This window comes from Marivita sp. (assembly GCF_965656765.1).
Taxonomy (GTDB): Bacteria; Pseudomonadota; Alphaproteobacteria; order Rhodobacterales; family Rhodobacteraceae; genus Marivita.
Genome location: NZ_CBFHLV010000007.1, coordinates 41695 through 65475, shown reverse-complemented (window position 1 = coordinate 65475; position 23781 = coordinate 41695). Strand labels below are relative to the sequence as shown.

Here is a 23781-nt window from a genome sequence, read left to right as displayed (position 1 = left end):
GTCTCTCTTTCGGATCGGGTGTGTGTCATGCAATCGCCTGCCGTGCTGGTTGGGACAACGCGTCCGATATTGCCTCGGCGTGATCGCGGACTGTCTCGCGCAGCGCGTCAAGTTGGCTCTGGGAAAGGGTCGCTTCTTCGGTCGACAGACACAGCGCGCCAATGGGGGTGCCGTCGCCAGCGAGGATGGGGGCCGCGACGCCTATCAGACCGGGCGTCACTTCTCCTCGCGCGGTTGCGACCCTGTCGCGGCGGATGCGTTTGAGCTCGGTCAGAACCGCGTCTTTGGTTGTGCCGATACCAGAAGTGACAAAAGCGTCGAGGTAGTCGCTGACCAGCGCCGCGCGGTCCTTGGGCGGGAGGAAGGCGACAATCGCCCGGCTGACAGCGCCTTTGCCAATGGGCATGGGCCGACCGCGCGGGTAAGACGAGCGGGGGGCCGGTGCAGATACTTTAGAGGCCACACACAGCATCTTTTGATCATAAAAGCGCACGACAAAGGCCGATCCGATGAAGGCCTCCGCGATTGCCTTGAGATGGGTGTCTGCGGCTGTAATCAACGGATCAGACCGGCGCATCAGAAAATCAAGCTCGGTGACGCGGGGCCCAAGCGTGTAGCCCGCCTGCGGCAACGATACGAGGTAGCCCGCGTCTTTGAGCGTCTTGAGATAGCGATAAAGTGTGGGGCGAGAAAAGCCCAAAGCTTGCATCATGTCTTCAGGTGTCCATTCCGGGTTCTCTTCCGAGAACAACCCAAGGATCGCCAACAACCTTTCGCCAGACCCGGACACCGATCTCATTGAGGCTCCTCCTGTGCCAAGGGAGTTGCGCGGCGACGGAACAATTCGCTGCCAATCAAGCCCAGACCCAGAAGAACTCCTGCCGCATCAGTCAGGATCGCGCCCTGAAAGGCCCCGGCGGGCACCAGCGCCATCAGGCCCGTAGTGATGAACATCAAGCGTTTTAACGGCGATAGCCGATCCGCGAAATACCCGGCCAATCCTGCCGACACCAACCATACGCCCAGTCCGGCGGTGATGACGGCAAAGATGATCTCTCCGGTTTCGCCAATCAGGATCAGCGACGGGCTGAAGACGAACAGCACCGGGATCACATACGCCGCCCACCCAAAGCGCATTGCAGCCCATCCTGTAGCCATTGCGGGCGCCTTGGCGATGGCTGCTGCGGCAAAGGCGGCCATCGCGATGGGCGGTGTGATCATCGACATCATGCCGAAATAAAGCACGTAGAGATGCGCCGCGATGGGTTCGATCCCAACCTCGATCAGCGCCGGGGCAACGAGAGCGGCGAGAAGGACATAAACGCCGAGTGTCGGCAGGCCCATACCTAGGATGATGCAGACGATAGCAGACAATGCCAGCAGCAGAACCGCACTACCGCCACCGACCTGCACCAGTGCATAGGTCAGGTTGAAGCTGAGCCCGGTGATGTTTAGCACTCCGATCACCATGCCCGAGGCAGCCGAGATAAGCAGGATCTCGACCACTCCATGTCCAGTACGCGCGAAGCTGCCGAACAGCGCACGGATCGTCGGACGCACGCCCCGGTAGCCAAAGATCAATGCGGTGCCGCACAGCGCCAGTGCCGACCAGAGCGCTGCGCGCTCCGGCTGGTAGCGCATCCAGAACAACAGGTAGATCAATACGGCAAAGGCAGTGGCAAAGTGCAGCCCAACCAAAACCGTGCTGCGCGCGGGAATTTCTGACTCCGGCACGCGCTGAATACCAAGTTTTGCCGCTTCAAGGTCAGCTTGAATGAACAGCGCAACATAATACAGGATCGCCGGCAGCAGCGCCGCCATTACAATCTGGCTGTAGGGGATGGCCAAAAATTCGGCCATTAGAAATGCTGACGCACCCATGACCGGTGGCATGAGTTGCCCCCCCGTAGAGGCTACCGCTTCGATCGCGCCCGCCTTATGAGCCGGATAACCATCGCGTTTGATCATCGGGATTGTGACCACGCCGGTGCCCACGACGTTGGCGACAGCAGAGCCGGATATGGACCCAAAGAGGCCAGAGGCCAGAACCGAGATCTTCATCGACCCGCCACGAAACCGGCCCATGCCGATCATCGCGGCGTCGGTAAAGAACTGCGACCCACCAGTGATGCCCAAAAGCACGCCAAACAGGATGAATGCGATCACCACGGTCGAAGCGACGGACATCGGCAGGCCCAGCACGCCGTTGGAATCGACCGCCAGATAGCCCGCCAACAATTGCCAGTTTTGCGGTCTGCCCTGAAGGCGTCCGGGGATCAGGTCTCCGAATAGCGCGTAGAGCAGGAAGGCCGAAATAATCAGTACCAGTGCCCACCCGGTTGCGCGGCGCAGGGTTTCAAGCAGCAGAACGATGATGATCACGCTGGTGATCCATAGTTCGGGCGGACGGGCAAAGATCATCAAAACCAGATCGGGATAATGCACAGCCACATAGCCAAGCGCACCCATCGAAAGGGCTGCGAGGATCAGATCGTAAAGTGGTACATCCTCGCGCTCGGTTCTGCGCCGTGCGGGCAGTGTGAAGAACGCCAGAGGCAAAGCAAAGAACAGCACGCCCGCGAAGAATTGTTGCGGGTATAAATCAAGCCCAAGCTTGCGCTGCACTGACAGAGCCCAGCCAACGGCCAAGAGAACGAGGCAGGCAGCAAAAAGGTCGGCCAAAAGCTTGGCATAGCGCATGGGCAGGGCGGGCATCAGGGGATCATCGTCCTTGAGGGCATTCGGGCGCGGTGGGACATAGCGCGCGCCAAGATGAGGCGCGCGCAGCTGGGCTTAGTTCAGGCCTACTTCTTCGAAAAAGCGTAATGCGCCGGGGTGGAATTCCGCCACGCCGGGATCGCCCTTCATGTTCTCAGGCTTGAAGGCCCGGAACGGTGGGAACGTGTCCGCCATAACTTGCGCGTTTTCGTACATGGCCTTGGCCATCGCGTAGACGGCATCGTCGGAAGCGTTGGCATGGGTAAAGATCACCTGTGGGAAGGCGATGTAAACCGTGTCCTCCAAAACGCCCGGCATCGCGCCTGCGGGCAGGGTGGTGAAGAACGCAGTCGGCCAATGTGCGCGGGCTGCGGCAAGCGCGGCATCGCTGTCATCTTCGACCCCGAGGGCGCGCAAACCCCCAACAGCGGCATCGGCCTCGCGAACCTTGCCAGCACCGTGCGCAAAGATGAATCCGACCGTGTCACCGGCCATAAACGCATCAGCCCCTGCAACTACGCTCGCAACCGAGACTTTCTCCACGTCATCACGTGTCATTTCAGCGGTAGCGTAGAATGCGGCAAGCTGTGGCAAGATGGTGTTCTGTGCAGTGTAGCCGTCGGTCATCGGCTGACCTTTGAGGTCGGACACTTTCATGATGTCGCTGTCGGCACGCACAAAGATCGCTTCGACCAAAGGCATCAGATGCGCCACGACGCGCAGGTTCGGGTTGGTGCGACCGCCCCACCACTCCTCGCCGGTGATGGCGTAGTTGACCTCTTGAAGGTTCGCCACGCCAAATTCGATGCCGCCCTGATCAATGAACGGAATGAATTGATTGGGGCTGGTGGCGGGTTGGATCGTGGTATTGAGCCCGGCCTCATTGGCAGCATTTGCCACGGCGGTGCCGATGTTGTGGAACAGCGATCCGGGGTTCGATGTGGCGATGCCGACATTCTGCGCGGTAGCCGATGTGCCGACGGCCGCGCTTAGAAATACCGCAGCCGCAGTGAGTAGCGTCTTCATGGTTGTCCTCCCAAATGTGGTTCTCGTTTGGGTTGGAATCCCAATTATTGAGAATAAGTTGACTTTACGTGGTGGCGGCGGAATATCAAGCCAGAGATTCAGGGAGGATGTATGTTCGAAGATACGGCCCGGCCAAAGACCGGAGGCGAGGCCCTTTTGACGGCCCTGAAAGACTGCGGGATCGACTATTTGTTTGCCAATGCAGGAACTGATTTTCCGCCGATTATCGAAGGGCTTGCGCGACTTTCCGAACGTAATGTGCCAATTCCGATCACGGTTCCGCACGAAACCGCCGGAATGGCTATGGCGCATGGGCATTGGTTGGTCACCGGGCGTCCGCAGGCGGTCATGGTGCATGTAAATGTCGGTTTGGCAAATGCCGTCATGGGTGTGATCAACGCGGCATCCGACAATGTACCCGTATTTGTGATGTCAGGGCGTACACCTTTGACGGAAACAGGCCGCAAGGGTGGGCGGATGACGCCGATCCAATACGGGCAGGAAATGTACGATCAGACCAGCCTTGTGCGCGATGTTGTCAAATTCGATTACGAACTGCGCTATCCCGAACAGGCCGACAGCGTGACCAAACGGGCTGCATCGCTCATGACCAGCGCGCCCGAAGGCCCGGTCTATATGAGCCTGCCAAAAGAGCCGTTGACCGAGGCCCTGCAAGAAGGTTTCGCACCCGGAGTCTTGCCTGCCAGCGCACGGCCTTCCGCACCAGACGACGCGGCAATCTCAATTCTGGCCAAATGGATCTCGGAGGCCAAAATGCCTGTTGTGCTTTGCCAGCGAGGAGATCCGCAGGGCAGGTTATCGGCGTTGTTGTCCCGTTGCGCCAAGGCGTTCGGCTTGGCGGTGGCCGAGCCGTTTAGCATCCGGAATGTTCTGCGCTCGGACGACCCGGCGCACTTGGGATACAACCCCAAGGTTGCAACGTCAGAGGCCGATCTGGTGATTGTGCTGGACAGTGGCGTGCCGTGGATCGAGGCTGCCAACGCACCTGTCGGCGATACGCGCGTTGTGCATATCGGGCCGGACCCGCTGTTCCGCCGCATGCCTGTGCGCGGGTATCGCACTGATCTGGCGATTACGGCTGACCCAGTGATGGCGCTTGAGGCACTTTTGGCGATTGCGCCGGATCCTAGTGCCGAGTCCCGGCGCGAGAACGTTCAAGCCAAGGTCGCTACGGCCCGAGCTGCCGCGCCCAAACCTGATGCAGGGGGCGACGGCCCGATGACGGCGGAATGGATGAGCGCCTGCATTTCGGACATCATGGATGATAACGCGGTGGCGTTTTCCGAACTTGGTCTGCTCTTGCCGCATATGACCCTCAAAGGCCCGAACCGGGTGTTTTCCAACGTGCATGCCGGTGGATTGGGCTGGGCGATGCCTGCCGCGCTTGGCGCACAATTGGCCGACCGCGATAAGCTGGTGATCGCCTGTGTCGGGGATGGATCGTATATGTTCGCGAACCCCGTGGCCTGCCACCAGATCGCCGAAGCGCTGGGCTTGCCGATCCTGACCATCGTCAAAAACAACGCGATGTGGAATGCGGTTCGTCGGTCGGTGGTCAAAGGCTACCCGGACGGCGCAGCGGTTCGGCAGAACCGTATCCCGCTGACATCTCTCGAACCGCTGCCCGACTTCACGCAGATCGCGAAAGCCAGCCGTGCCCATGCAGAACGGATCGAACGAGGGGCAGACCTGCCTGACGCGTTGCGTCGAGCGGTTGAGTTCATTCGCACCGAGCGGCGTCAGGTCTTGCTTGATCTGTCGGTTGCAGCTTCGGACGAACATTGATGGATCCCGCATCATTGGCCATTGCCTTTGTCGGCATCTTGTTGGGTGGGTTCCTGAAAGGGGCAACCGGAGCAGGGGCGCCTGTGGTCGGTGTGCCGGTGCTTGCGCTTGTGTTCGATGTGCCTATGGCGGTTGCGGTTTTTTCGGTTTTGAACCTGTTTTCCAACATTTGGCAAAGCTGGGCCTTCCGCGCCGAAGTGACAGAACAGCGTTTTACCTGGACCTTTGCCGTGATGGGCGCTTTGGGCGCGGCTTTGGGATCGGTTTTGCTGGCATCGCTGCCAGTGCCACTTTTGATGGCATCTTTGGCAGGGGTTGTGTTCGCCTATATCGGCCTCAGGCTGGCGCGACCTAATTGGGTTTTAGCGCGCGCGCGGGCGCGGAAAATGGCGCCCTATGTGGGCTTGGTTGGTGGCGTCATGCAAGGCGCCGGTGGGTTGTCTGCGCCCGTGTCGATCACCTTTCTGAATGCGTTGAACCTGCCGCGTAAAGAGTTCATCGCGACGATTGCGATCTTCTTTCTGGCCATGTCGGTCACACAGGTGCCCGCCCTTGCCGCATTGGGTATCCTGACATGGGACATATTGGTACTGGCGGTGTTTGCGCTGATCCCGATGTTCTTGGGCATTCCCATCGGATCATGGGCCGCGCGTTTCCTGTCGAAACAGGCATTCGACCGTTTGATCCTGTCGCTCTTGGCGGTGATTGCGGTCAAGCTGATTTGGGACGCGACACAAGCTGGGCTGTGACATTCCCGCAAAGACAAACGCCACCCCCGTGGTTTGGGGATGGCGTTGCATGTACCGTCGTGGCGGATCAGGCTTTCTTGTCGGTCTCCGGCAGAACGCCGTCCATGTTAACCCCAATCTGATCGCCAATCTTTTTCATAGCGGGAAGCGCCACGGCCATATCGAGGATCGAGTCGATAGTCTGGCTTACCGGGGATGTGCTGGCACCGCCTTCGGATTTGCTCAAGCCGGTGACATGGTTGATGTTGATCCCGCGTATTTTCTCGGCCGGTTTGACCATCTCGGCAAGGATCTTGGGCATGGCATCCAACCGTGCTTTTTCCAACTCCATCGACATTAGCTCTTTTGTGCGCCCGTTCTCGGCCTTGATGCGTTCGGCTTCGACCTCGGCCTCGGCGGTCTTGTAGACCTTCATGGATGCGGCTTCTTCGCGCTTGATGACGCCCTTGGCCTTGGCAACCTCTTGGTCCGCAACCGAGGTGATGCGAGCGCGTTCCGCATTGGATTCTGCGTCCTGGCGCGCGGCCATAAGGGCCAACGCCTTGCGCCGTTCCGCTTCGGCCATTTCGCGCAAGGTCTGGATCTCTTCCTCGGCTTTGACCAGTTGTGCGCGGGCCATTGTCGCCTCAGCCTTGGCCTTCGATTCCTCTTCGCTTTTTGCCGCAGTCTGGATGACCTTTTCCTGTTCCGCGATTTCCAGCGCCCGCAGTTGCGCGATCTCGGCCTCGCGGACCTGCAATTCGCGCTGGATCGAGGTGGACTGAATTTCCTGTTCCATCCGGATGCGGGCCTGTGCCGCCTCGCGTTCCGCTTCGGCCTTGCGACGGGCCACTTCGGTCAATTGTGCGGCCAGGAGGGTTTCGATTTCCTGCGTCTGCGCAATTTCAGAGCGTCGCTCTTCGAGCTCTATCTCCAACCGGCGCTGGCTTGCCTCTACCTCGGCGCGGCGCACAGCCACAGCGGTTTCGCCTTCGATCTCCGCGCGTTCCTTTTTGGACTTGGCGATCACCTCAGCCAGCTTGCGCATGCCCACCGCGTTAAAGGCGTTGTTCTCGTCCAGCGATGAAAACGGTGTCTGGTCAAGGGCGGTCAGGGACACGCTGTCCAGTTGTAGCCCATATTTCACCAAAGTGTCTGCCAACGCTTCATGCACTTCGCGGACAAATTCTGACCGATTTTCGTGCAGTTCGTCCATTGTCATTTGGGCTGCCACCGACCGTAGGGCATCGACCATCATCCCGTCGATCAGCGATTTGAGTTGATCCGGTTGAAAGGTGCGTTTGCCCAGCGTTTGCGCGGCGCGCACGATGGCGGCGTCTTCCGGCATGACGGAGGCGTAGAATTCCGCGCCCACGTCGATCCGCATCCGGTCTTTTGTGATCAACGCGCTGTCTGCCGCACGGGTGACCTCCATGCGGATCGTTTGCATGTTAACGCGGCTGATCTCGTGAAAAAACGGAACGGCCAGTGTGCCACCGTCGATTACAACTTTGCGTCCACCGATGCCGGTACGCACAAGGCTGACCTCGTTGGTTGCGCGTTCATAAAACCATGCTGCCAGCACAACCACGATTGCTGCGATGACCAGAAGCAGGATGATCCATCCAAGGGCTGTCATGTGTAATCCTCCCTAAATGCTGATCAAAAGACCGGCGGGTAATGGCGGCCACCGCGTTCGAGCGTGATCCACCTGAGTTCTGTAAAGGCATCCAGCGACCAACGCCCGCCATAGCGGCCCACGCCCGAGGCTTTGACGCCGCCGAATGGCACTTGGGGCTCGTCGTTGATGTTCTGGTCGTTGACATGGACCATCCCGGTCTCAAGCCGCCCGGCCATTTGCAGGGCGCGGCCTTCATTGGCAGTCCAGACCGCGGCGGTCAGACCATATTCGGTGTCGTTGTTCATCTCGATCGCTTCGTCTTCGGTACTGAACGGGGCGACGATAACCACGGGGCCAAAGGTTTCGTCGTGCCAGATGTCCATGGATCGATCGACATGGGTCAGCACCGTAGGTTCGACAAAGTTCTCCCACGCGTTGCCCCCCAGTGCCAGATGCGCGCCTTTGGCGACGGCATCGTCGATCAGCGCTTTGACACGGTGTGCCTGACGGGTGTTGACCAGCGGTCCGATGACATTGGTTTTGTCGTTCACATGCCCGGTCTTGAGTTTGCCCGCGCGGGCAAGAAATTTCTGCATGAACGGCTCGTAAACGCTGTTGTGGATTAGCAGTTTCTCGGTCGACATGCAGACCTGACCCTGATGCATGAAGCTGCCGAAATTCGCGGCTTCGGCGGCCTTGTCCAGATCGGCATCTTCTAGAACGATCATGGAATCCTTGCCGCCCAGTTCTACGCAGCATTTCTTAAGGTGAGCACCACATTTGGCCGCGATGTGGCGGCCAACTGCGGTCGATCCGGTGAAGGAAATGCCTTTGACGCGCGGGTCCTCGATCAGTGCGTCGCCCACTTCGCCCACGCTTTCGCGCGAGCAGGTGACAACGTTGAACACACCCGCCGGGACGCCTGCCTCTTCAAGGACTTCGGCATGGAAAAGCCCGCCGGAATAGGGTGTGTCTTCTGACGGCTTAAGCACGACGCAATTGCCCGCAGCCAATGCCGCTGCGTAACCGCGAGAGGTCAGGATACCGGGCATGTTCCATGGCGAAATCACACCGACCACACCCAAAGGCCACCGCGTGGCCATCGACACTTTGCCATCGGCTGACGGCAGAACTTCGCCCGTGGATTGATAACAGAGCGAGGCTGAGGTGCGGAAAATCTCGGCAACGAACCCGGCTTCGAACACGCCTTTGCCAAACCACCCGCCGCCTTCGTGCATCACGGCATTAATGAAATCGTCCTTTCGGCTTTCCCACACATCCGCAATGCGCAGCAGCATCTTCGCGCGGTCCTGAAAGCTGCGCGCGGCCCAGTCGGGGAATGCCGCCTGGGCGGCGGAAATGGCACGATCCATGTCCGTGGCGCTGCCATCGGGGATACGGGCATAAAGCGAATTGTCAGACGGATTGAGGTCATCAAATGTGCGGGCGGCGGGCACCCAGCTTCCTCCGATATACAGGCCTCGGACGGTCGGAGCAGAGGAGGTCGTATCGAGCATGGCTTTATCTCCTTGGCTTGTAGGTTTCGGCGCGGCGAGCTGCCGCTTCGATGTCTTCGATCATGGCGCGGAGCCGGTCTGAGGACGAGGCAAAGTCGGGAATGGTGGGCTGCGACGGCCGGGTGGGCGCATTTGGTGGTGGTTGTGTAGGAGCGCGCGATTTGGGCGTCGCCCCGTTTCGACGGGACGACGCGGCGCTGGCTTTGGCGACCATATCCTCGATGTTCGGTGCGTTTGTTTTGGGTGCAGAAGCCGCTTCGTTTGTCACTGGTGTCGGCTTTGGTACCGGTGCAGCAGGATGTGTGGGTGGGGTAGGTCGCGCCGGAGCGCCAACCGATTTCATAGCCGCTGCCGCAATGTCGCTGGGCTTCTGCCCAGCCGCAGGTCGTGGGCTTGCCGGTTTTGGCATGGCTGCCGGGGCAGGGCGCTTGGCCCCAGTCGCCGTTCCGCTGCCGCCCAGATAAGCTTTTTGCACGGCTGGGTCACTGGCCAGCCGTTCTGCGTCATCCTCGTGCACGATTTCTCCGTTCTCCAAGAGATAGCCGCGATCCGCGATGCGCAGGCTTTGCTTGGCGTTTTGTTCGACAAGCAAGATACCCAGCCCCGCCTGTTTCACCACGCGCAGACTTTCGAAAAGGTCTTTGCACAATAGTGGCGATAGGCCGAGCGATGGCTCGTCCAAAGCGAGGATTGACGGGTTCGACATCATGGCGCGACCGATGGCGACCATCTGCTGTTCGCCGCCCGACATTGTGCGCACGGTTTGCTTGCGGCGTTCGCCCAGCTTTGGGAACAGCGACAGCACCCGTTGCAGATTGCCGGCCTCTTCATCCCGTGCGCGTTCGGCATAGGCCCCAAGGGTCAGATTTTCCTCGACCGTCAAATCCCCGAACACGCCGCGTCCTTCTGGGACCAACGCGATCCCGGCCTCGACGATTTTGTGGGGCTTCTCGCCAACCAATTGTGCGTTCTTAAGATGAACATCCCCGGTGACATGTCCTTCGCAGATTCCGCAAACGGCTTTGAGAAGTGTCGATTTACCAGCACCGTTCGCGCCCAGAATGACGACGATTTCACCCTTTCCGACGCGCAGCGATGCGCCGTCCAATGCGCGGTGTTTGCCGTAGTTGACGGCCAGATTGCGGACCTCAAGCATCGTCATCCCCCAGATAGGCACGGATCACTTCGGGATCAGACAGCACCTCTTCGGGCGTGCCTTCGGCGATCTTGGTGCCGGTGGACATGACCACGCATCGATCACAGAGCGATCGGATGGCATCCATCACGTGCTCGACCAGAATGATCGTGCGACCCTCGTCGCGCAGTCGCTTGATGAGGGTGATACCTTCCTCAAGCTCGGTCGGATTCAGCCCCGCCAACCATTCGTCCAGCAGCAGCACCTTGGGTTCCGATGCCAGAACGCGGGCCAGCTCGACGCGTTTGGTGTCGATATAGGTCAGCTCTCCGACATGGGCATTGGCACGACGGTCCAGCCCCACAAGAGCAAGCATCCGCAGCGCATGGGCATCCGCTTCGGCCCCCCAACGGCGGCGATGGCCGAACACGGCACCGGCGCGGACGTTCTCCAGAACCGTCATGGATGGCAGCAGCCGGACCAACTGGAATGTCCGTGCAATGCCACGTCTGGCGATATCGGCGGCGGATAGGTGCGAGATGGGCGTGCCGCGCAGGGAAATCGTGCCTTCGGTTGGCTTTAACGCGCCCGAGATCAAGTTCAGTGTGGTGGATTTGCCTGACCCGTTGGGGCCAATCAAGCCTAGCACTTCGTGCTCGGTCACGTCAAAATCCATGTCATTCACAGCGACCAATCCGCCAAAGCGTTTGGTGGCCCCGCGAAGGGACAGAACGGTGGGTCCGGTGGTCATGCAAACGCCTCCCGTTCCCGCATCTTGCGCTTGCCGCTTTCGATCAGCCCGACAAAGCCGCGAGGCAGAAGGTAGACGATGACCAGGAAGCTAAGACCCAGAAGAAGCGTCGTCTGGTTCGGGAAACTGGCCGAGATCGCCTCCCACAACAGGGTGAAGGGGATCACGCCGACCAGCGGCCCCCAAAGGCGGCCCGTGCCGCCCAAGAGTGCCATGATCACCACGAGGAAGGACAACATCGGCGTGAACGCCAACGCGGGTTCGATATAAATATACCGGGGTGCCAGCATCGACCCGACCACAGACGCGGTTGCCCCCGACACCATGAACAACAGGATCTTGGCGCGCGATGTGTTGATGCCGGAATGGCGCGCGACCTCTTCATCGTCGCCAATGATGCGCAGCGCAAAACCGAGGCGTGACCGTCCGATGGCCCAACCGGTGAGGTACACGATCCCGGCCAAGGCCAAGAGTTGCCAGTAGATGTGCACTTCGGTGATGTCGGTCAACACGTAAAGGCCCTTTTGGCCCGACACGTTCTGCCCCCAAGTCACCACCTGTCGCACCAGTTCGGCCAGACCCAGCGTGAAGATGACGAAGTAGACGCCTGACAGGCGTAGTGTGGCAAGGCCTACTAAGGCTGCCAGAACCGCGCCCAGAATGGCCGCGATGGGCAGCGTGACCCAGTAGTTCAGTCCGTTCTCGATCCCGATGGCGGTGGTGTAGGTGCCCAGACCAAAGAACGCCGCCGTGGCGAGCGAGATGTAATGTGTCGGGCCTGAAAACAGCGCCCAGCTGGTGGCCAGAACTGCATACATCGCGATGGTGATGCCGATGGACAGCATGTAGGCGTCGCCGGTCAGCGGCAGGCATGCGGCGACCGCCAGCAGAACCGCCGACAGCGTGATGGATTGCCAGTCGCGCTTGGTCATGTCGTGCGCCTCCCGAACAGGCCCTGCGGACGGAAAAGCAGGATCAGGACAAACAGAAGATATGCCGCCGCCAAGGTCAGGCCGGGATCAATCAGCGTTGCGACAAATGTCTCAAGTATGCCCAGAAGAAGGGCCGCTGTGATGGTGCCGCGCACGTCACCGACGCCACCCATGATCACGATCACCAGAGCTTTGAGCGTGAAAAGCACACCCGTTGATGCATCAAGCGTCAGGAAGGTGGAAATCAATGCACCACCGACCGCCGTCACTGCGCCACCAAGCGCGAAGGCCAGCGCCGACAGCTTGGGCACGTCGATGCCCACCAGCCGCGCACTTTTGGGATCAACCGCGATAGCACGGATCGACATGCCCGCACGGGTGCGGTTCAGCCAAAGCCACAAACCACCACAGATAACCACCGCCGCAACTGCCGCCGTCACACGGTTCAATGCATAGGTGTCGCCGATCAAGGTGATAGGTCGTGCCAGGTAGGAATAAGAAAAATAGTCACCGCCAAACAGCGCCAGCATGATGCCGACTGAGACGAAAGCCAGTCCGAACGTTGTTAGGATGGCGTCGACTTCAAGCTGGCCTTGTGACTTGGCGCGTTTGACCAGCGGACGCAACATCACCACATAGACCAACCAATTCAACCCAAACGCCAAAGGCGCCACGATGAAGATCGTCAAAAGTGGGCTGACTTGCCCGGCGGTGTAGAACCAGAAGGCCGCAAAGCCGCCTGCCACAAGGAATTCCCCATTGGCGAGGTTCATAATCCTTGCCATGCCGTATTGCAGGTTCAGCCCCATCGCAATCAGCGCATAGGTGCCGCCCAGCAACAGCCCTGTGATCAGAATATCCATGCGGTCTCCGGTCTATGGTTGGTGGCCCCGAACAGTGCCCGGGGCCGATCACGGTTTATTCCCAGCCGGTCTTTGGCTGTGCTGCAACGGCCCCTTCGCGACCGGTCGAGGCTACGCCTTTGAAGACGCCGTCCTGCCACTGACCAACGGTCCAGTATTCTGCGTTGGAATTGTTTTCGTCCCATGTGATCGGGCCGATGACAGTGTCGAAGTCATTGCTTGCGATGTATTCCGCCACAGCCGCCTTGTCGGTTGTGCCAGCGCCTTCGATTGCCTGATGCAAGATTTGGAACGTCGCATAGGCCGGGGCAGAGGCCCAGAAGTCCGGCTTGGCCCCGGTCACGGCCTCGTGCCGCGCGGCATAGTCCTTGAACGCGTCACCATCGGCAAAAACGCCACCGGCACCCAGAACACCTTCGGCAGCAGCGCCAAAGCGGCCCGCGTAGGCTGGGAAGGCGGTTGCCACAGCGGTGTAGAACGCCTTGGGCGCAAGACCCGCGATCTGTGCCTGCTCGGTTAGACCGAACGTATCAGGCGGATAGGACCACGCGACAAACGCATCAGGGTTGGAATCCCGCGCGCCATTGATGACGGGCGACAGGTCTTGTGTGCCGAGCGGGTAGGACGAGTCGTAAACGATCTCGAATCCGGCTTCTTCGAATTGGGGGCGCGCCGCTTCGGCCAGTTCGATGCCAAAGGCGTCGGCCACATTGACCATTGCAACACTATTGCCAATCTCACCTGCTTCACGCATCTGGGTCAGAACATCGACCACACCGCCTGCAAGGCCTGTGGCCCCACCCAACAGAAAATACATGTTGGGAAATTTGTCAGACAAATCTTTGATTTGGTCGGAAATCGCCGTGTGCGTGACCATTGGATAGCCATAGCGCTCAAAGATCGGCGCGGATGCGATGTTCAGACCCGTACCATACGGCGCGAGGATGAAATCCGCTTCGTCCTGGGTCGCCAGGCGCTGCACCGCCTTGATGGTTTCGCCGGGATTTGTCTGGTCGTCATATTCGATGATCTCGACCATCATCTTGGTGCCGCCAACGTCGATGCCACCAGCCTCGTTCACGTCATGCGCCCAAAGCTGTACGTTTGGCCAGAACGTGACCGCCGCCCCACCAGCCAATGGGCCGGTTTTCGGGCCAACCGCGCCGATCTTGAGCATGTCCTGCGCCGCAACCGGGCCTGCCAGACCGGCTGCCACGGTCAGGGCCGCCGCCATTCCGAATATCTCTCTGCGTTTCATGTGTCTTCCTCCCTTATTGATTGTCGTTGTCGTTTTCTGCAGTTGGCAGATCGTGCATTGCGATCCATTGGCATTCAGTGAATTCCGAAACCGCATCGCGCCCTCCAAAGCGGCCATACCCCGACGCCTTGACCCCGCCGAACGGCATCCGTGGATCGTCATAAACGGTGGAGCCATTTACGTGGCCAATCCCGGTTTCGATCTGGCACAGCATGTCGCGCGCCGCGTTTGTATCCCTGCTAAAGACTGACGCCACGAGGCCAAAATCAGTATCATTGGCGATGGCGAGCGCTTCTTCGGCGTCGGCCACGCGGATCACGCCTGTGACCGGGCCGAACGCTTCTTCGTCGTAGAGCATCATGCCCGGGGCAACACGGTCCAGAACCGCTGGCTGTAACCCGCCGCCTGAAAGGTCGCCGCCCGTCACCAAAACCGCGCCTTTGGAGACCGCGTCGTCGATCATCGCACGCACTCGAACCGCTGCTGCTGGGCTGATCAACGCCCCCAATGGGCTGGCCTGACCGGGGGCAAAGCGCAGCGCTTCGGCCTCTTGCGCCAGCCGCGCGACAAAATCATCCGCGACGGAGGTATCGACGATAACCCGTTCAGTCGACATGCAGATCTGGCCCTGATTGAAAAAGCTGCCATGTGCGATGGCGCGGGCGGCGTGGTCAAGATCAGCATCCGCCAATACAACTGCCGTGCCTTTACCCGACAACTCCAACAAGCAGGGTTTGAGATGCTGCGCTGCCGTAACCGCAATCTCGCGTCCTACGCGGGTCGATCCGGTAAAGTTCACGCGCCGCACGGCCGGGTGCGCAATCAGCGCCTCAACCACCTCTTCGGCGTGATCCGGTGCGTTGGTGATGTAGTTCAGCACACCCGCAGGCAGTCCGGCGCGGCAGATCGTGTCGGCCACCCACTCATGGGTTTTGGGACAAAGCTCCGACCCTTTGAGGACGATGGTATTGCCACAGGCCAAGGGGGCCGCAACGGCACGCGTCGCCAAGGTAACAGCGGCGTTCCAAGGGGCGACACCCAGCACGACGCCCGCAGGCCGTCGCCGCAGGGTGTGACCGTCGATCGGTGTCTCAATGCCGTCGATCACGTCGGCCAGATCAGCTGTCTGGCGTAGCATCTGTGCGGCCAGATCAACGTTGAATCGTACCCAATCGGGGGCAGAGCCGACTTCGGCGGAGGCGATCTCGACCACCTCATCGGCATGCGCAATCAAGGCTGCTGCGGCGTCCTGCAATAGGGCAATTCGCGTACGGACCGGCGTGGCTGCCCAACCTGCAAAGGCATTGGCAGCCGCCGCGGCAGCAGCCCGGGCCTCAACAGCGCGTCCGGCTGCGGCACGGGTGACAATGGCGTCAGACACGGGATGGCGTCTCTCGAACGCCACAACCGGGTCAGGCGCAACATGTCGCCCGGCAATTATCAAGCGGGTTTCGTACAGATGCTCCTCCCCAGGCTCACTGAACGTAGGCCGACTCCTCACGGCACAATTTATAAAAAAGCTCGGAATTACGTTTCGTAAATGATATTTTGCGGTAAAAAATTTACATTTTGTGGGAATAGCGATGCCTGATCTGCGGTTTCATGACTCTGCCACTGTGCGCGCCGGGGCTTTGACCGGCGATTTGCGCAGCCGCATTGTGGGCCTTGCCGAAAGCCTGCGTGGCCCGTCATGGTGCGCGATTCTGCTTGAAGATGGCGGTGCCGTTTTGGCCGGTGAGGACGCCCGGATCGAAGCGCCAGTCCTGGCGTGGCGACCGTGGCAAGAAACATCGCGTTTGCGTTTTGATGCGGGCGCAGTCGGTACCTATGTGCTGCTTAGCGCAAGTGCGTTGGGCAACACCATCGGCCATTTGCCCGAAGCGCGCGATCTGCGCGATGTGGCGGATCACAAGTTGACTGTGCCACTGTCCGCCGGGTCGGAAACGCGCTTTGCTTTGCGCACGGCCTTCGGTGGTATTCGTCGCGAGCTCGAGGAAGATGCCGTCGCTGCGCATGTGGTCGTCGAAGCCTACCTTCGCGTGATCTTGATCGAACTGCTGCGCGCGGCACCATCCTATTCCGGGGGGCCGCAAGGCGCCAGCCCATCGCATCGCAGCTTCACCCGGTTTAGCACATTGGTTGAAAGGCATTTCCGCGACCGCTGGTCGGTGTCGCTGTATGCTGAAACACTCGGTCTGACCCGCGACCGCTTGGGTGATATGTGTCGGCGGGTGCGGGGGCTTGGACCCAAAGACATTATCGATCGTCGGGTGATGATTGAAGCGCGTCTGCTGCTGGAAACGTCGGGGCGTTCTGTGAACGAAATTGCGACCGCGCTGGGCTTTGGATCGGCAGCGCAATTTAGCCGGTATTTCGTGCGTCACGCGGGGCAGCCGCCGGGTTCTTATCGTGTTGCTTTTCTTAAGGGGCTGGAGGCCGGTGTGTCTGACCCGGCTCGGCCTTTTGATTGGCCGTGAGGTAGTTCTGTATACATTGTGGGTCTAATTTTCCAATAGTTGGCACAAAAATCAGTGATTGACAGGTTTCTGTATACAATTTATCCCAAACGACAGAACGCCCCAGGGGAGAGCGGCGGGCGCTCTGAGGGGGGTGCATGTCTGATCGCAAGACACAGTTCGACAAAGCGCTGCTTGGTCTTCGGTCGCTTGTCATGAGCGGCGAATTCGCTGGCAGCACGCGCTTGCCAGAGGTGGCTTTGGCCGAACGCCTGGGGTTGTCGCGCACGCCTCTGCGTCAGGCAATGGACCGGCTTGTTGCCGAAGGATTGCTGGAGCGGATCGAAACCGGCGGTTGCCGGGCTGCGCGCTTTACTCTCGATGATATCAACGATGCCATAGAACTGCGCGGCGTGATCGAAGGCACTGCGGCGCGGCTTGCGGCGGAACGCGGGGCAGACCCTGCCAAAATGGCAGACGCCGAACGCGTTCTTGACCGCATTGACACCGCGCTTGCCCATCCGGATCACATTGACTTCGACGCATATATCTCTGAAAACGCAGCCTTTCATCAGCTTTTGTCGCGTCTGTCAGACAGTCAGCTGATGCAGCGCGAAGCGGATCGGGTCAACCTTTTGCCATTGGCGTCGCCCAGTGCGTTCTTGCGCGAACAAGAATTGATCCCGGATTTCAATGCGTCGCTCGTGCGGGCGCAACACCAGCATCGCGCTATTCTTGAGGCAATCTGTGCCCGAGAAGGCGCACGCGCCGAACATCTGGCCCGCGAACACGCCCGCCTTGCGCGACGCAATCTTGATTACCTTGCTAATGCCGGACCGGGGGTCGCAACACGCGTGCCGGGCCTGTCACTACTATCTGCAGATTAAAATCCTAGGAGGAGATCACGTCTATGCCCAGCTTGTCAGACAAGATGAAGGAATGGGGAAACCCCGTTGAAATGCTTCGAAATTCCCAGATCGGGATGTATGTCTATCCGGTCGTGACGCCGGAATTCCGCAACTGGCGCGTTGAGCAGGAAGCCTGGCGCCACGGTGCTGTTTTGTTCGACCAATCTCACCATATGGACGAACTGATCGTCGAAGGCCCGCAGGCTGAGGAATTTCTGGCCTACCACGGCATCAATGCGTTCGGGAACTTTAGCCTGAACCGCGCTAAGCATTACGTGCCCGTCACACCGGCAGGTCACGTGATCGGCGACCACATCATTTTCCGCGAGCGTGAGGACAAGTTTATCCTCGTGGGCCGGGCGCCGACGTCAAACTGGCTGATGTTTGCCGCTGCTTGGGGCAAGTGGAACGTACGGATCAAGCACGACCCACGTTCGACCTCGCGCCCCGAAGGCGAACGCGTTTTGCGCACACACTACCGCTACCAGATCCAGGGCCCTGACGCGCCAAAGATCTTTGAAAAGATGAACGGTGGCCCGGTTCAAGACATCAAGTTCTTTCATGTTGATTGGATCAACATTGGCTCCAAAAAGGTGCAAGCGCTGCGCCACGGCATGTCAGGAGCGCCGGGTCTCGAAGTGTGGGGGCCGTATGAGGACAAGCACTACATCCATTCGACCATTCTGCAGGCAGCCAAAGACGCTGGCGTTGATCTGGTTCAGTGCGGAAGCCGTGCCTATTCAACCAACACATTGGAATCGGGCTGGATTCCGTCGCCCCTGCCGGGCATCTACACAGGTGACGGCATGATGGCCGATTATCGCGATTGGCTGGGCACCGACATGTACGAAGCGGCAGGCGCCATTGGCGGCAGCTTTGTTTCGGACAATATCGAAGACTACTATGTCAACCCGTTCGAGTTGGGCTACGATTTTTATATCGGCTGGAAGAAAGACGATTTCATCGGCAAAGACGCGCTTCTCAAAATGAAAGAGAGCAAGACCAACCGAAAGAAGGTCACGTTCGAATGGAACAAGGAAGACGTGCTTAAGGTCATCGCCTCGGCCTTCGACGAGGGCACGCCCTATAAATGGATCGACTTCCCGCAGCCGAACTACGCATCAAGCTCGGCCGACATGATCATGCACGGCGACAAGATGGTCGGCATGAGCATGTTCAACGGCTATAGCTATAACGAACGGTGTGTGTTGTCGCTGGGCGTCGTGGATCAAAGCGTCGAGGTGGGTGACGTTCTGACCTTGCGTTGGGGTGAATCCGACGAAACGCAGAAAACATCTGCAGAAAAGCACAAGCAGGCCGAAATTCGTGTGCGTGTGTCGCCGACACCGTATTCAAATGAGGTGCGCGAGAGCTATGCTGAAAACAGCTGGCGGGCCAAAGCGGTCTGATCGGCACGATTTTTGGACGGCGGTCACACAGAAGGATCGCCGCCCATCACAAGCGGTCCGGTAGATGCCGGACCATTCATGGGAGGACGTTATGACACTCAGAACAACATTTATCGGGGCCGCTTTGGCTGTGGCAGCCGCCGCACCGCTGTCCGCACAAGAACTGAAATTCGCCAATTTCACACCGCCATTTCACACGGTGAATGCAAGCGTGATCGAAAAGCTGAACGCTGATCTGTCCGATGCGACCGGCGGTAGCCTGACAGTGCGCGGCTATCACGGTGGTGAGTTGGGCGCAGGCCCGGTCGAACAATATGTGCGTGCCGTTCAGGGCGTGGCAGATATGACATGGGGCCTGCCGGGCTATACCTCGCAGCAATTCGAAAAGACCATGATCGTTGAGCTTCCGGGCGTTGTGCCGGCAGGCAAATCGGGCTCTGACGCCCTTTGTGATGCGATGGACGAAATTTCGGGCGAATTCCCAGGCACTGTGCCGGTGGCGCTTTGGACCTCTGAACCGAATATCATGATCATGAAAGACAAGGTGATCCGCACACCTGCTGATCTGGCGGGCCTCAAGATCCGCGTCGCGGGTGCAACTGCGGGCAAGGTGGCCGAAGCGTTGGGTGCAACCCCGGTGCAGATGCCGATCAACCAGGTCTATAACTCGTTGCAGACCGGTTTGATTGACGGCGTCTTTACTGGTGCCTCGACCTTGAGCGATTTCAAACTTGATGAAGTTGCCGATGCCTTCACTCTCAATGCACCGCTTGGGCGTCTGGCCTTCTTTGCCGTCATGGGGCAGGGCTCCTACGACGCGTTGTCCGATGACGCCAAAGCTGCACTGGACGAAGCGCGGGGCTGCGCGCTTGGCAATAACGCGGAAACCGCTTGGAACGCGACGGCCGAAGCCGCGCTGGAAGCAGCGCGTGGCGATGCGGGTAACACCTTCGTGGATCTTACCGATGAAGAGGCGCAGGCCTTCGAGGATGCCGTCGCAAATGTCGTCGCAGAATATGTCTCCAGCGTCGGAGGCGATGCAGCCTTGGCTGCGATGCAGAACTAAGTGTTGGAGCGAATGCGCACACTGGCGGACAGGCTGATTGGCCTGTCCGCTGCTATTGGATCGACCGCTTTGCTGGTGGTGGTGGTTGTGATCCTGATTGACGTTGTGGGCCGCGCCTTTGGCAGTCCGTTGTATGGCGGTCAGGATATCACCACGATGGCAACAGTGATCCTTGTCTTCGCGCCTATGGCGCTTTGCGACCGGCTGGGGGGGCACATTTCGGTCGATCTGTTCGAACGCCACTTTCCGGGTGCGATGAACCGCATCATCGACATCGTCGTTGCCATAACGGGGGCTGTGATCTTTGCCACGCTTGCTTGGGCCACTTGGTCCAGCGCGAAATTGTCGATCATGCTGAACCTGTCCACCAATCTTCTGTATTTGCCCAAGGCTTATTTCCAATGGGCCGCGATCGGGTTCATGTGTATTGCCGCCCTAGGCCTTGCTCTGCGCGCGCTGGAACTGACCTTTACGGGGCGGGATATTCGCGTGGAGCGCCATAAATGACCGCCTCAGTCGCCGGAGTTGTCGGGATCGTCGCACTGTTCGTGCTGCTTATTCTGCGTGTTCCTGTCGCATTTTCGATGTTCGTTATCGGCTTTCTGGGCATCTGGGCGCTCAACGGGTTGAACGCATCTATGTCGCTTTTGGCATCCGAGGCGTTTACGCTTGCATCATCACCGGAACTCGTGGTGATCCCGCTCTTCATCTTGATGGGCAACGTGGCGTCGCATACCGGAATGAGCCGCCAATTATTTGACGCAGCCTATGCCGTGATCGGTTCGATCCGGGGTGGGCTGGCATCCGCAACGGTGATCGGCTGTGGTGGGTTCGCCGCGCTCTCGGGGTCGTCTGTTGCGTCCGCCCTGACGATGGGCAAAGTTGCCTTGGCCGAGATGGAGCGGTTCAAATACGATGATCGTCTATCCACTGGCGTTGTTGCGGCTGGTGGCACGCTGGGCATCCTGATCCCGCCATCCACAGGCTTTGTGATTTACGCCATCCTGACCGAGCAATCCATTGGGCGACTGTTTCTTGCAGGCGTTTTGCCGGGCCTTCTGTTGCTGTCGATGTTTGTGCTGGCTGTGACGCTTCTATGCGTCTTTCGTCCTGAATTCGGACCTGCGGGACCAAAGACCGCATTCAACGAAAAGATCACCGCGATTGGCCGTGCAGGACCCATCGTGCTTGTAATCTTCGTGACCATTGGCGGCATGTATGGCGGTTTCTTTTCGCCAGTAGAGGCGGCCGCAGTCGGGGCAGGGGCCGTGATCCTGATTGGATGGGTGACGCGCAAACTCAAGCTGACCATGCTTTGGGCTGCCGCCAAGGACAGCGTTGTGACCACGGCCACGGTGATGCTGATCCTGATTGCAGCGCATATGATCAACCCGTTCCTTGCGCTCAGCCATATGACCGATCTGGTGGCGCAGGCCTTTGTCGCGCTCGACCTTGGGCCAATGGGCAGTCTTCTGTTGATCCTTTCTATCTACCTTGTGCTGGGATGTTTCCTCGAAGGTTTCGCCATGCTGGTACTGACCTTGCCCATCTTTTTTCCCATCATCTTAGAACTGGGCATTGATCCGATCTGGTTTGGTGTTTTGGTCGTTTTGTCTCTGGAAATGGGACTGATCTCTCCGCCAGTGGGCCTGAACGTATTTATTGTGAAATCGGTTGCCCCGGGTGTTCCGCTGGGTCGGATTTTTATTGGCGTCATTCCGTTCTGGGTCATGATGCTGATCACGCTGGCGATCCTTGTTGCCTTTCCGCAAATCTCGCTGTTCCTGCCAAACACTATGTTCAATTGAGGCCCCTATGACTGAACCCTGTTTCGATGTCGCGCACCTTGGCCATGTCGAGGTTCTGACCAACAAGTTTGATGAAAGCCTTGATTTCTTCACGCGGGTCTATGGCCTCAAGCTATCGGCGCAAGACGGTGACAGCGCGTATTTGCGGGCGTGGGATGACTATGAATTCCACACGCTCAAGCTCACCAAGTCCGACACGACCGGGGTTGCCCATATTGGCTACCGCGTGTCGTCCGAGGCAGCGCTGGAGCGACGAGTCAAAGCGATCGAGTCGTCCGGATACAAGACCCACGGTTGGGTCGATGGCGATCTGGGCCATGGACGCGCCTATCGGTTCGAAGACCCGTTTGGTCATGTGTTCGAGCTCTATTGGGACACCGTGAAATACGACCCACCCGAAGATGACAAACCGGCGCTGAAGAACATGTCGAGCCGCTTTCACGCGCAGGGAGTCTCTCCGCGCCGGATCGACCACTTGAATCTTTTGGCCGAAGACGTCACCCAGTTTCGTGACTTCATGCAGACCTGCCTTGGCAGTCGGGTGACCGAACAAATTCGTTTGAACAACGGGCGGCTTGGCGGCTGCTGGTTTACGATCAACAATAAAACTTACGATCTGGCCTGCACCGAGGAACATGGGCGCGGCGAAAATCGATTGCACCACGTCACCTATGCTACGGATCAGCGCGAAGACATCCTTCGCGCCGCTGATATCTTTCTCGAAAATGGCGTCCATATCGAAACTGGCCCGCACAAACACGCTATTCAGGGCACGTTTTTCCTGTATGTCTGGGAACCCGCAGGCAACCGGGTTGAATTGGCGAATGCGGGTGCCCGGTTGATCCTGCAGCCCGATTGGGAAACCGTCACCTGGACCGAGGATGAACGCAAGAAAGGGCAGGCGTGGGGGCTCAAAACTATTGAGACATTCCACACCCACGGCACGCCGCCTGTCGATCAAACCTAAAGAACTATCGGTGGAAGCTGCGTCTGAAGAAGTGGTTGCCGCTTGGCTGGGCCGGTTGGGATTAACTGCAGGTCTGCCAGTGACGTCAGGCACTCTGACTGCCGTCACACTAGCGCATCTGGACTGTATTTCGTTCGAAAACCTTTCGGTCTTTTGCGGCGCTGTTCCAGACCTTGGCCTTGACGCTTTGGCAAGAAAGATGCTGCACCAGCAACGGGGTGGTTATTGCTTTGAGGTGAACACACTTCTTTGTGCCGGATTACTTGGGTTGGGCTTTGACGCCCGCCTGCGCATGGCTCGCGTGATGTGGCAGCGCGACGTCCCGGGGCCGCGCACTCATTGCGTTTGCATCGTGAGGTTGAACGGTGGCGAGTACCTTGTCGATGTGGGCTTCGGTGGGCCGGGGCCAACTGAGCCAGTTCGGCTAAATGGCCACACTGGTGATCTGCACACGGAAGATCGCTCGGGGCTGGGCATAGTGCTCAGCCGTCGGACCGACGATGGTCAGCGGCGTGATCTGTATGCGTTCACTGAAGAGCCGACCGCGATGAGTGACCTTGAGGCGGGCAACTGGCTCGCTGCAACTTTGCCGGGGTCGCTTTTTGCCCGAACGCTTGTCGTGGCCCGCCAAAGCGGCGATCTGCGCTTGGTGTTGGATGGAACCGAGCTTCGCAAGTTTGCAAAGGGCAGGGCACCACATGTCGAAACTTTGCAAACTCCTGATGCCGTGTGCACCTGTCTGCAAGACGTGTTCGGTTTGCAGCCACCTGCTGGCCTTGCCGATGTATTGATCCGCAAACGGTTTTTTTGAC

At 59.1% G+C, this 23781-nt stretch carries 21 protein-coding genes; 10 read left to right on the top strand and 11 right to left on the bottom strand.

What is annotated here, in order from left to right:
• Window positions 1-25: 25 nt before the first annotated feature.
• The 3 genes from ACTG4M_RS03870 to ACTG4M_RS03860 form a co-directional block, all read right to left on the bottom strand.
• Window positions 26-799, bottom strand: coding sequence for an IclR family transcriptional regulator (locus ACTG4M_RS03870; RefSeq protein WP_439122318.1), 774 nt, complete (start codon window positions 797-799; stop codon window positions 26-28).
• Window positions 796-2715: a TRAP transporter permease gene (locus tag ACTG4M_RS03865; protein WP_439122317.1), complete on the bottom strand. Its 1920-nt coding sequence runs from the start codon at window positions 2713-2715 to the stop codon at window positions 796-798. Before ACTG4M_RS03865 ends, ACTG4M_RS03870 begins: the two co-directional genes overlap by 4 nt.
• 78 nt (window positions 2716-2793) lie before the next feature.
• A complete protein-coding gene (locus ACTG4M_RS03860) occupies window positions 2794-3744 on the bottom strand; it encodes a TAXI family TRAP transporter solute-binding subunit (protein WP_439122316.1) in 951 nt (316 codons plus the stop codon).
• Between the two features lie 111 nt (window positions 3745-3855).
• On the opposite strand from ACTG4M_RS03860, the gene ACTG4M_RS03855 reads away from it, so the two are divergent.
• Both ACTG4M_RS03855 and ACTG4M_RS03850 read left to right on the top strand, forming a co-directional pair.
• The gene (locus tag ACTG4M_RS03855) at window positions 3856-5550 is read left to right on the top strand and encodes a thiamine pyrophosphate-requiring protein (protein ID WP_439122315.1); all 1695 of its coding nucleotides are present in this window, start codon (window positions 3856-3858) and stop codon (window positions 5548-5550) included.
• On the top strand, window positions 5550-6299 hold the full coding sequence (locus ACTG4M_RS03850) for a sulfite exporter TauE/SafE family protein (RefSeq protein WP_439122314.1): 750 nt from the start codon (window positions 5550-5552) through the stop codon (window positions 6297-6299). Before ACTG4M_RS03855 ends, ACTG4M_RS03850 begins: the two co-directional genes overlap by 1 nt.
• Before the next feature lie 67 nt (window positions 6300-6366).
• Here the strand turns inward: ACTG4M_RS03850 and ACTG4M_RS03845 are convergent, their stop codons facing one another.
• Genes ACTG4M_RS03845 through ACTG4M_RS03810 form a run of 8 tightly spaced genes read right to left on the bottom strand, consistent with a single transcriptional unit; the run spans window position 6367 to window position 15760 of the window.
• On the bottom strand, window positions 6367-7917 hold the full coding sequence (locus ACTG4M_RS03845) for a flotillin family protein (RefSeq protein ID WP_439122313.1): 1551 nt from the start codon (window positions 7915-7917) through the stop codon (window positions 6367-6369).
• Window positions 7918-7940: 23 nt separating this feature from the next.
• Window positions 7941-9416 (bottom strand): aldehyde dehydrogenase family protein, encoded by a 1476-nt coding sequence (locus ACTG4M_RS03840; RefSeq protein WP_439122312.1) that lies wholly within the window; start codon window positions 9414-9416, stop codon window positions 7941-7943.
• Window positions 9417-9420: 4 nt separating this feature from the next.
• Complete coding sequence (locus tag ACTG4M_RS03835; RefSeq protein WP_439122311.1) at window positions 9421-10578, bottom strand: ATP-binding cassette domain-containing protein; 1158 nt, start codon at window positions 10576-10578, stop codon at window positions 9421-9423.
• On the bottom strand, window positions 10565-11302 hold the full coding sequence (locus ACTG4M_RS03830; RefSeq protein ID WP_347200844.1) for an ABC transporter ATP-binding protein: 738 nt from the start codon (window positions 11300-11302) through the stop codon (window positions 10565-10567). The genes ACTG4M_RS03835 and ACTG4M_RS03830 overlap by 14 nt, the downstream gene beginning before the upstream one ends.
• Window positions 11299-12234, bottom strand: a complete 936-nt coding sequence (locus ACTG4M_RS03825) for a branched-chain amino acid ABC transporter permease (RefSeq protein WP_439122310.1) — start codon at window positions 12232-12234, stop codon at window positions 11299-11301. The genes ACTG4M_RS03830 and ACTG4M_RS03825 overlap by 4 nt, the downstream gene beginning before the upstream one ends.
• Complete coding sequence (locus ACTG4M_RS03820; protein ID WP_439122309.1) at window positions 12231-13097, bottom strand: branched-chain amino acid ABC transporter permease; 867 nt, start codon at window positions 13095-13097, stop codon at window positions 12231-12233. The genes ACTG4M_RS03825 and ACTG4M_RS03820 overlap by 4 nt, the downstream gene beginning before the upstream one ends.
• 55 nt (window positions 13098-13152) lie before the next feature.
• Window positions 13153-14355, bottom strand: a complete 1203-nt coding sequence (locus ACTG4M_RS03815) for an amino acid ABC transporter substrate-binding protein (RefSeq protein ID WP_439122308.1) — start codon at window positions 14353-14355, stop codon at window positions 13153-13155.
• Between the two features lie 13 nt (window positions 14356-14368).
• Entirely contained in the window at window positions 14369-15760 is a 1392-nt protein-coding gene (locus ACTG4M_RS03810) for an aldehyde dehydrogenase family protein (protein WP_439122307.1), read from the bottom strand.
• A gap of 178 nt (window positions 15761-15938) precedes the next feature.
• On the opposite strand from ACTG4M_RS03810, the gene ACTG4M_RS03805 reads away from it, so the two are divergent.
• The 8 genes from ACTG4M_RS03805 (at window position 15939) to ACTG4M_RS03770 (ending at window position 23780) form a co-directional block, all read left to right on the top strand.
• Window positions 15939-16832, top strand: coding sequence for a helix-turn-helix domain-containing protein (locus tag ACTG4M_RS03805; RefSeq protein ID WP_439122306.1), 894 nt, complete (start codon window positions 15939-15941; stop codon window positions 16830-16832).
• 137 nt (window positions 16833-16969) lie between these two features.
• Entirely contained in the window at window positions 16970-17698 is a 729-nt protein-coding gene (locus ACTG4M_RS03800) for a GntR family transcriptional regulator (RefSeq protein ID WP_439122305.1), read from the top strand.
• A 23-nt stretch (window positions 17699-17721) separates the two neighbouring features.
• A complete protein-coding gene (gene ligM, locus ACTG4M_RS03795) occupies window positions 17722-19128 on the top strand; it encodes a vanillate/3-O-methylgallate O-demethylase (RefSeq protein ID WP_439122304.1) in 1407 nt (468 codons plus the stop codon).
• 91 nt (window positions 19129-19219) lie between these two features.
• Window positions 19220-20194, top strand: a complete 975-nt coding sequence (locus ACTG4M_RS03790) for a TRAP transporter substrate-binding protein (protein WP_439122303.1) — start codon at window positions 19220-19222, stop codon at window positions 20192-20194.
• A gap of 12 nt (window positions 20195-20206) precedes the next feature.
• Complete coding sequence (locus tag ACTG4M_RS03785; RefSeq protein ID WP_439122302.1) at window positions 20207-20701, top strand: TRAP transporter small permease; 495 nt, start codon at window positions 20207-20209, stop codon at window positions 20699-20701.
• Window positions 20698-22002 carry a TRAP transporter large permease gene (locus tag ACTG4M_RS03780; protein ID WP_439122301.1) on the top strand — a complete coding sequence of 435 codons (1305 nt, stop codon included), beginning with the start codon at window positions 20698-20700 and terminating at the stop codon, window positions 22000-22002. The genes ACTG4M_RS03785 and ACTG4M_RS03780 overlap by 4 nt, the downstream gene beginning before the upstream one ends.
• A gap of 7 nt (window positions 22003-22009) precedes the next feature.
• The gene (locus ACTG4M_RS03775; RefSeq protein WP_439122300.1) at window positions 22010-22969 is read left to right on the top strand and encodes a catechol 2,3-dioxygenase; all 960 of its coding nucleotides are present in this window, start codon (window positions 22010-22012) and stop codon (window positions 22967-22969) included.
• Window positions 22923-23780 carry an arylamine N-acetyltransferase family protein gene (locus ACTG4M_RS03770; RefSeq protein WP_439122299.1) on the top strand — a complete coding sequence of 286 codons (858 nt, stop codon included), beginning with the start codon at window positions 22923-22925 and terminating at the stop codon, window positions 23778-23780. The genes ACTG4M_RS03775 and ACTG4M_RS03770 overlap by 47 nt, the downstream gene beginning before the upstream one ends.
• Window position 23781 lies beyond the last annotated feature (1 nt).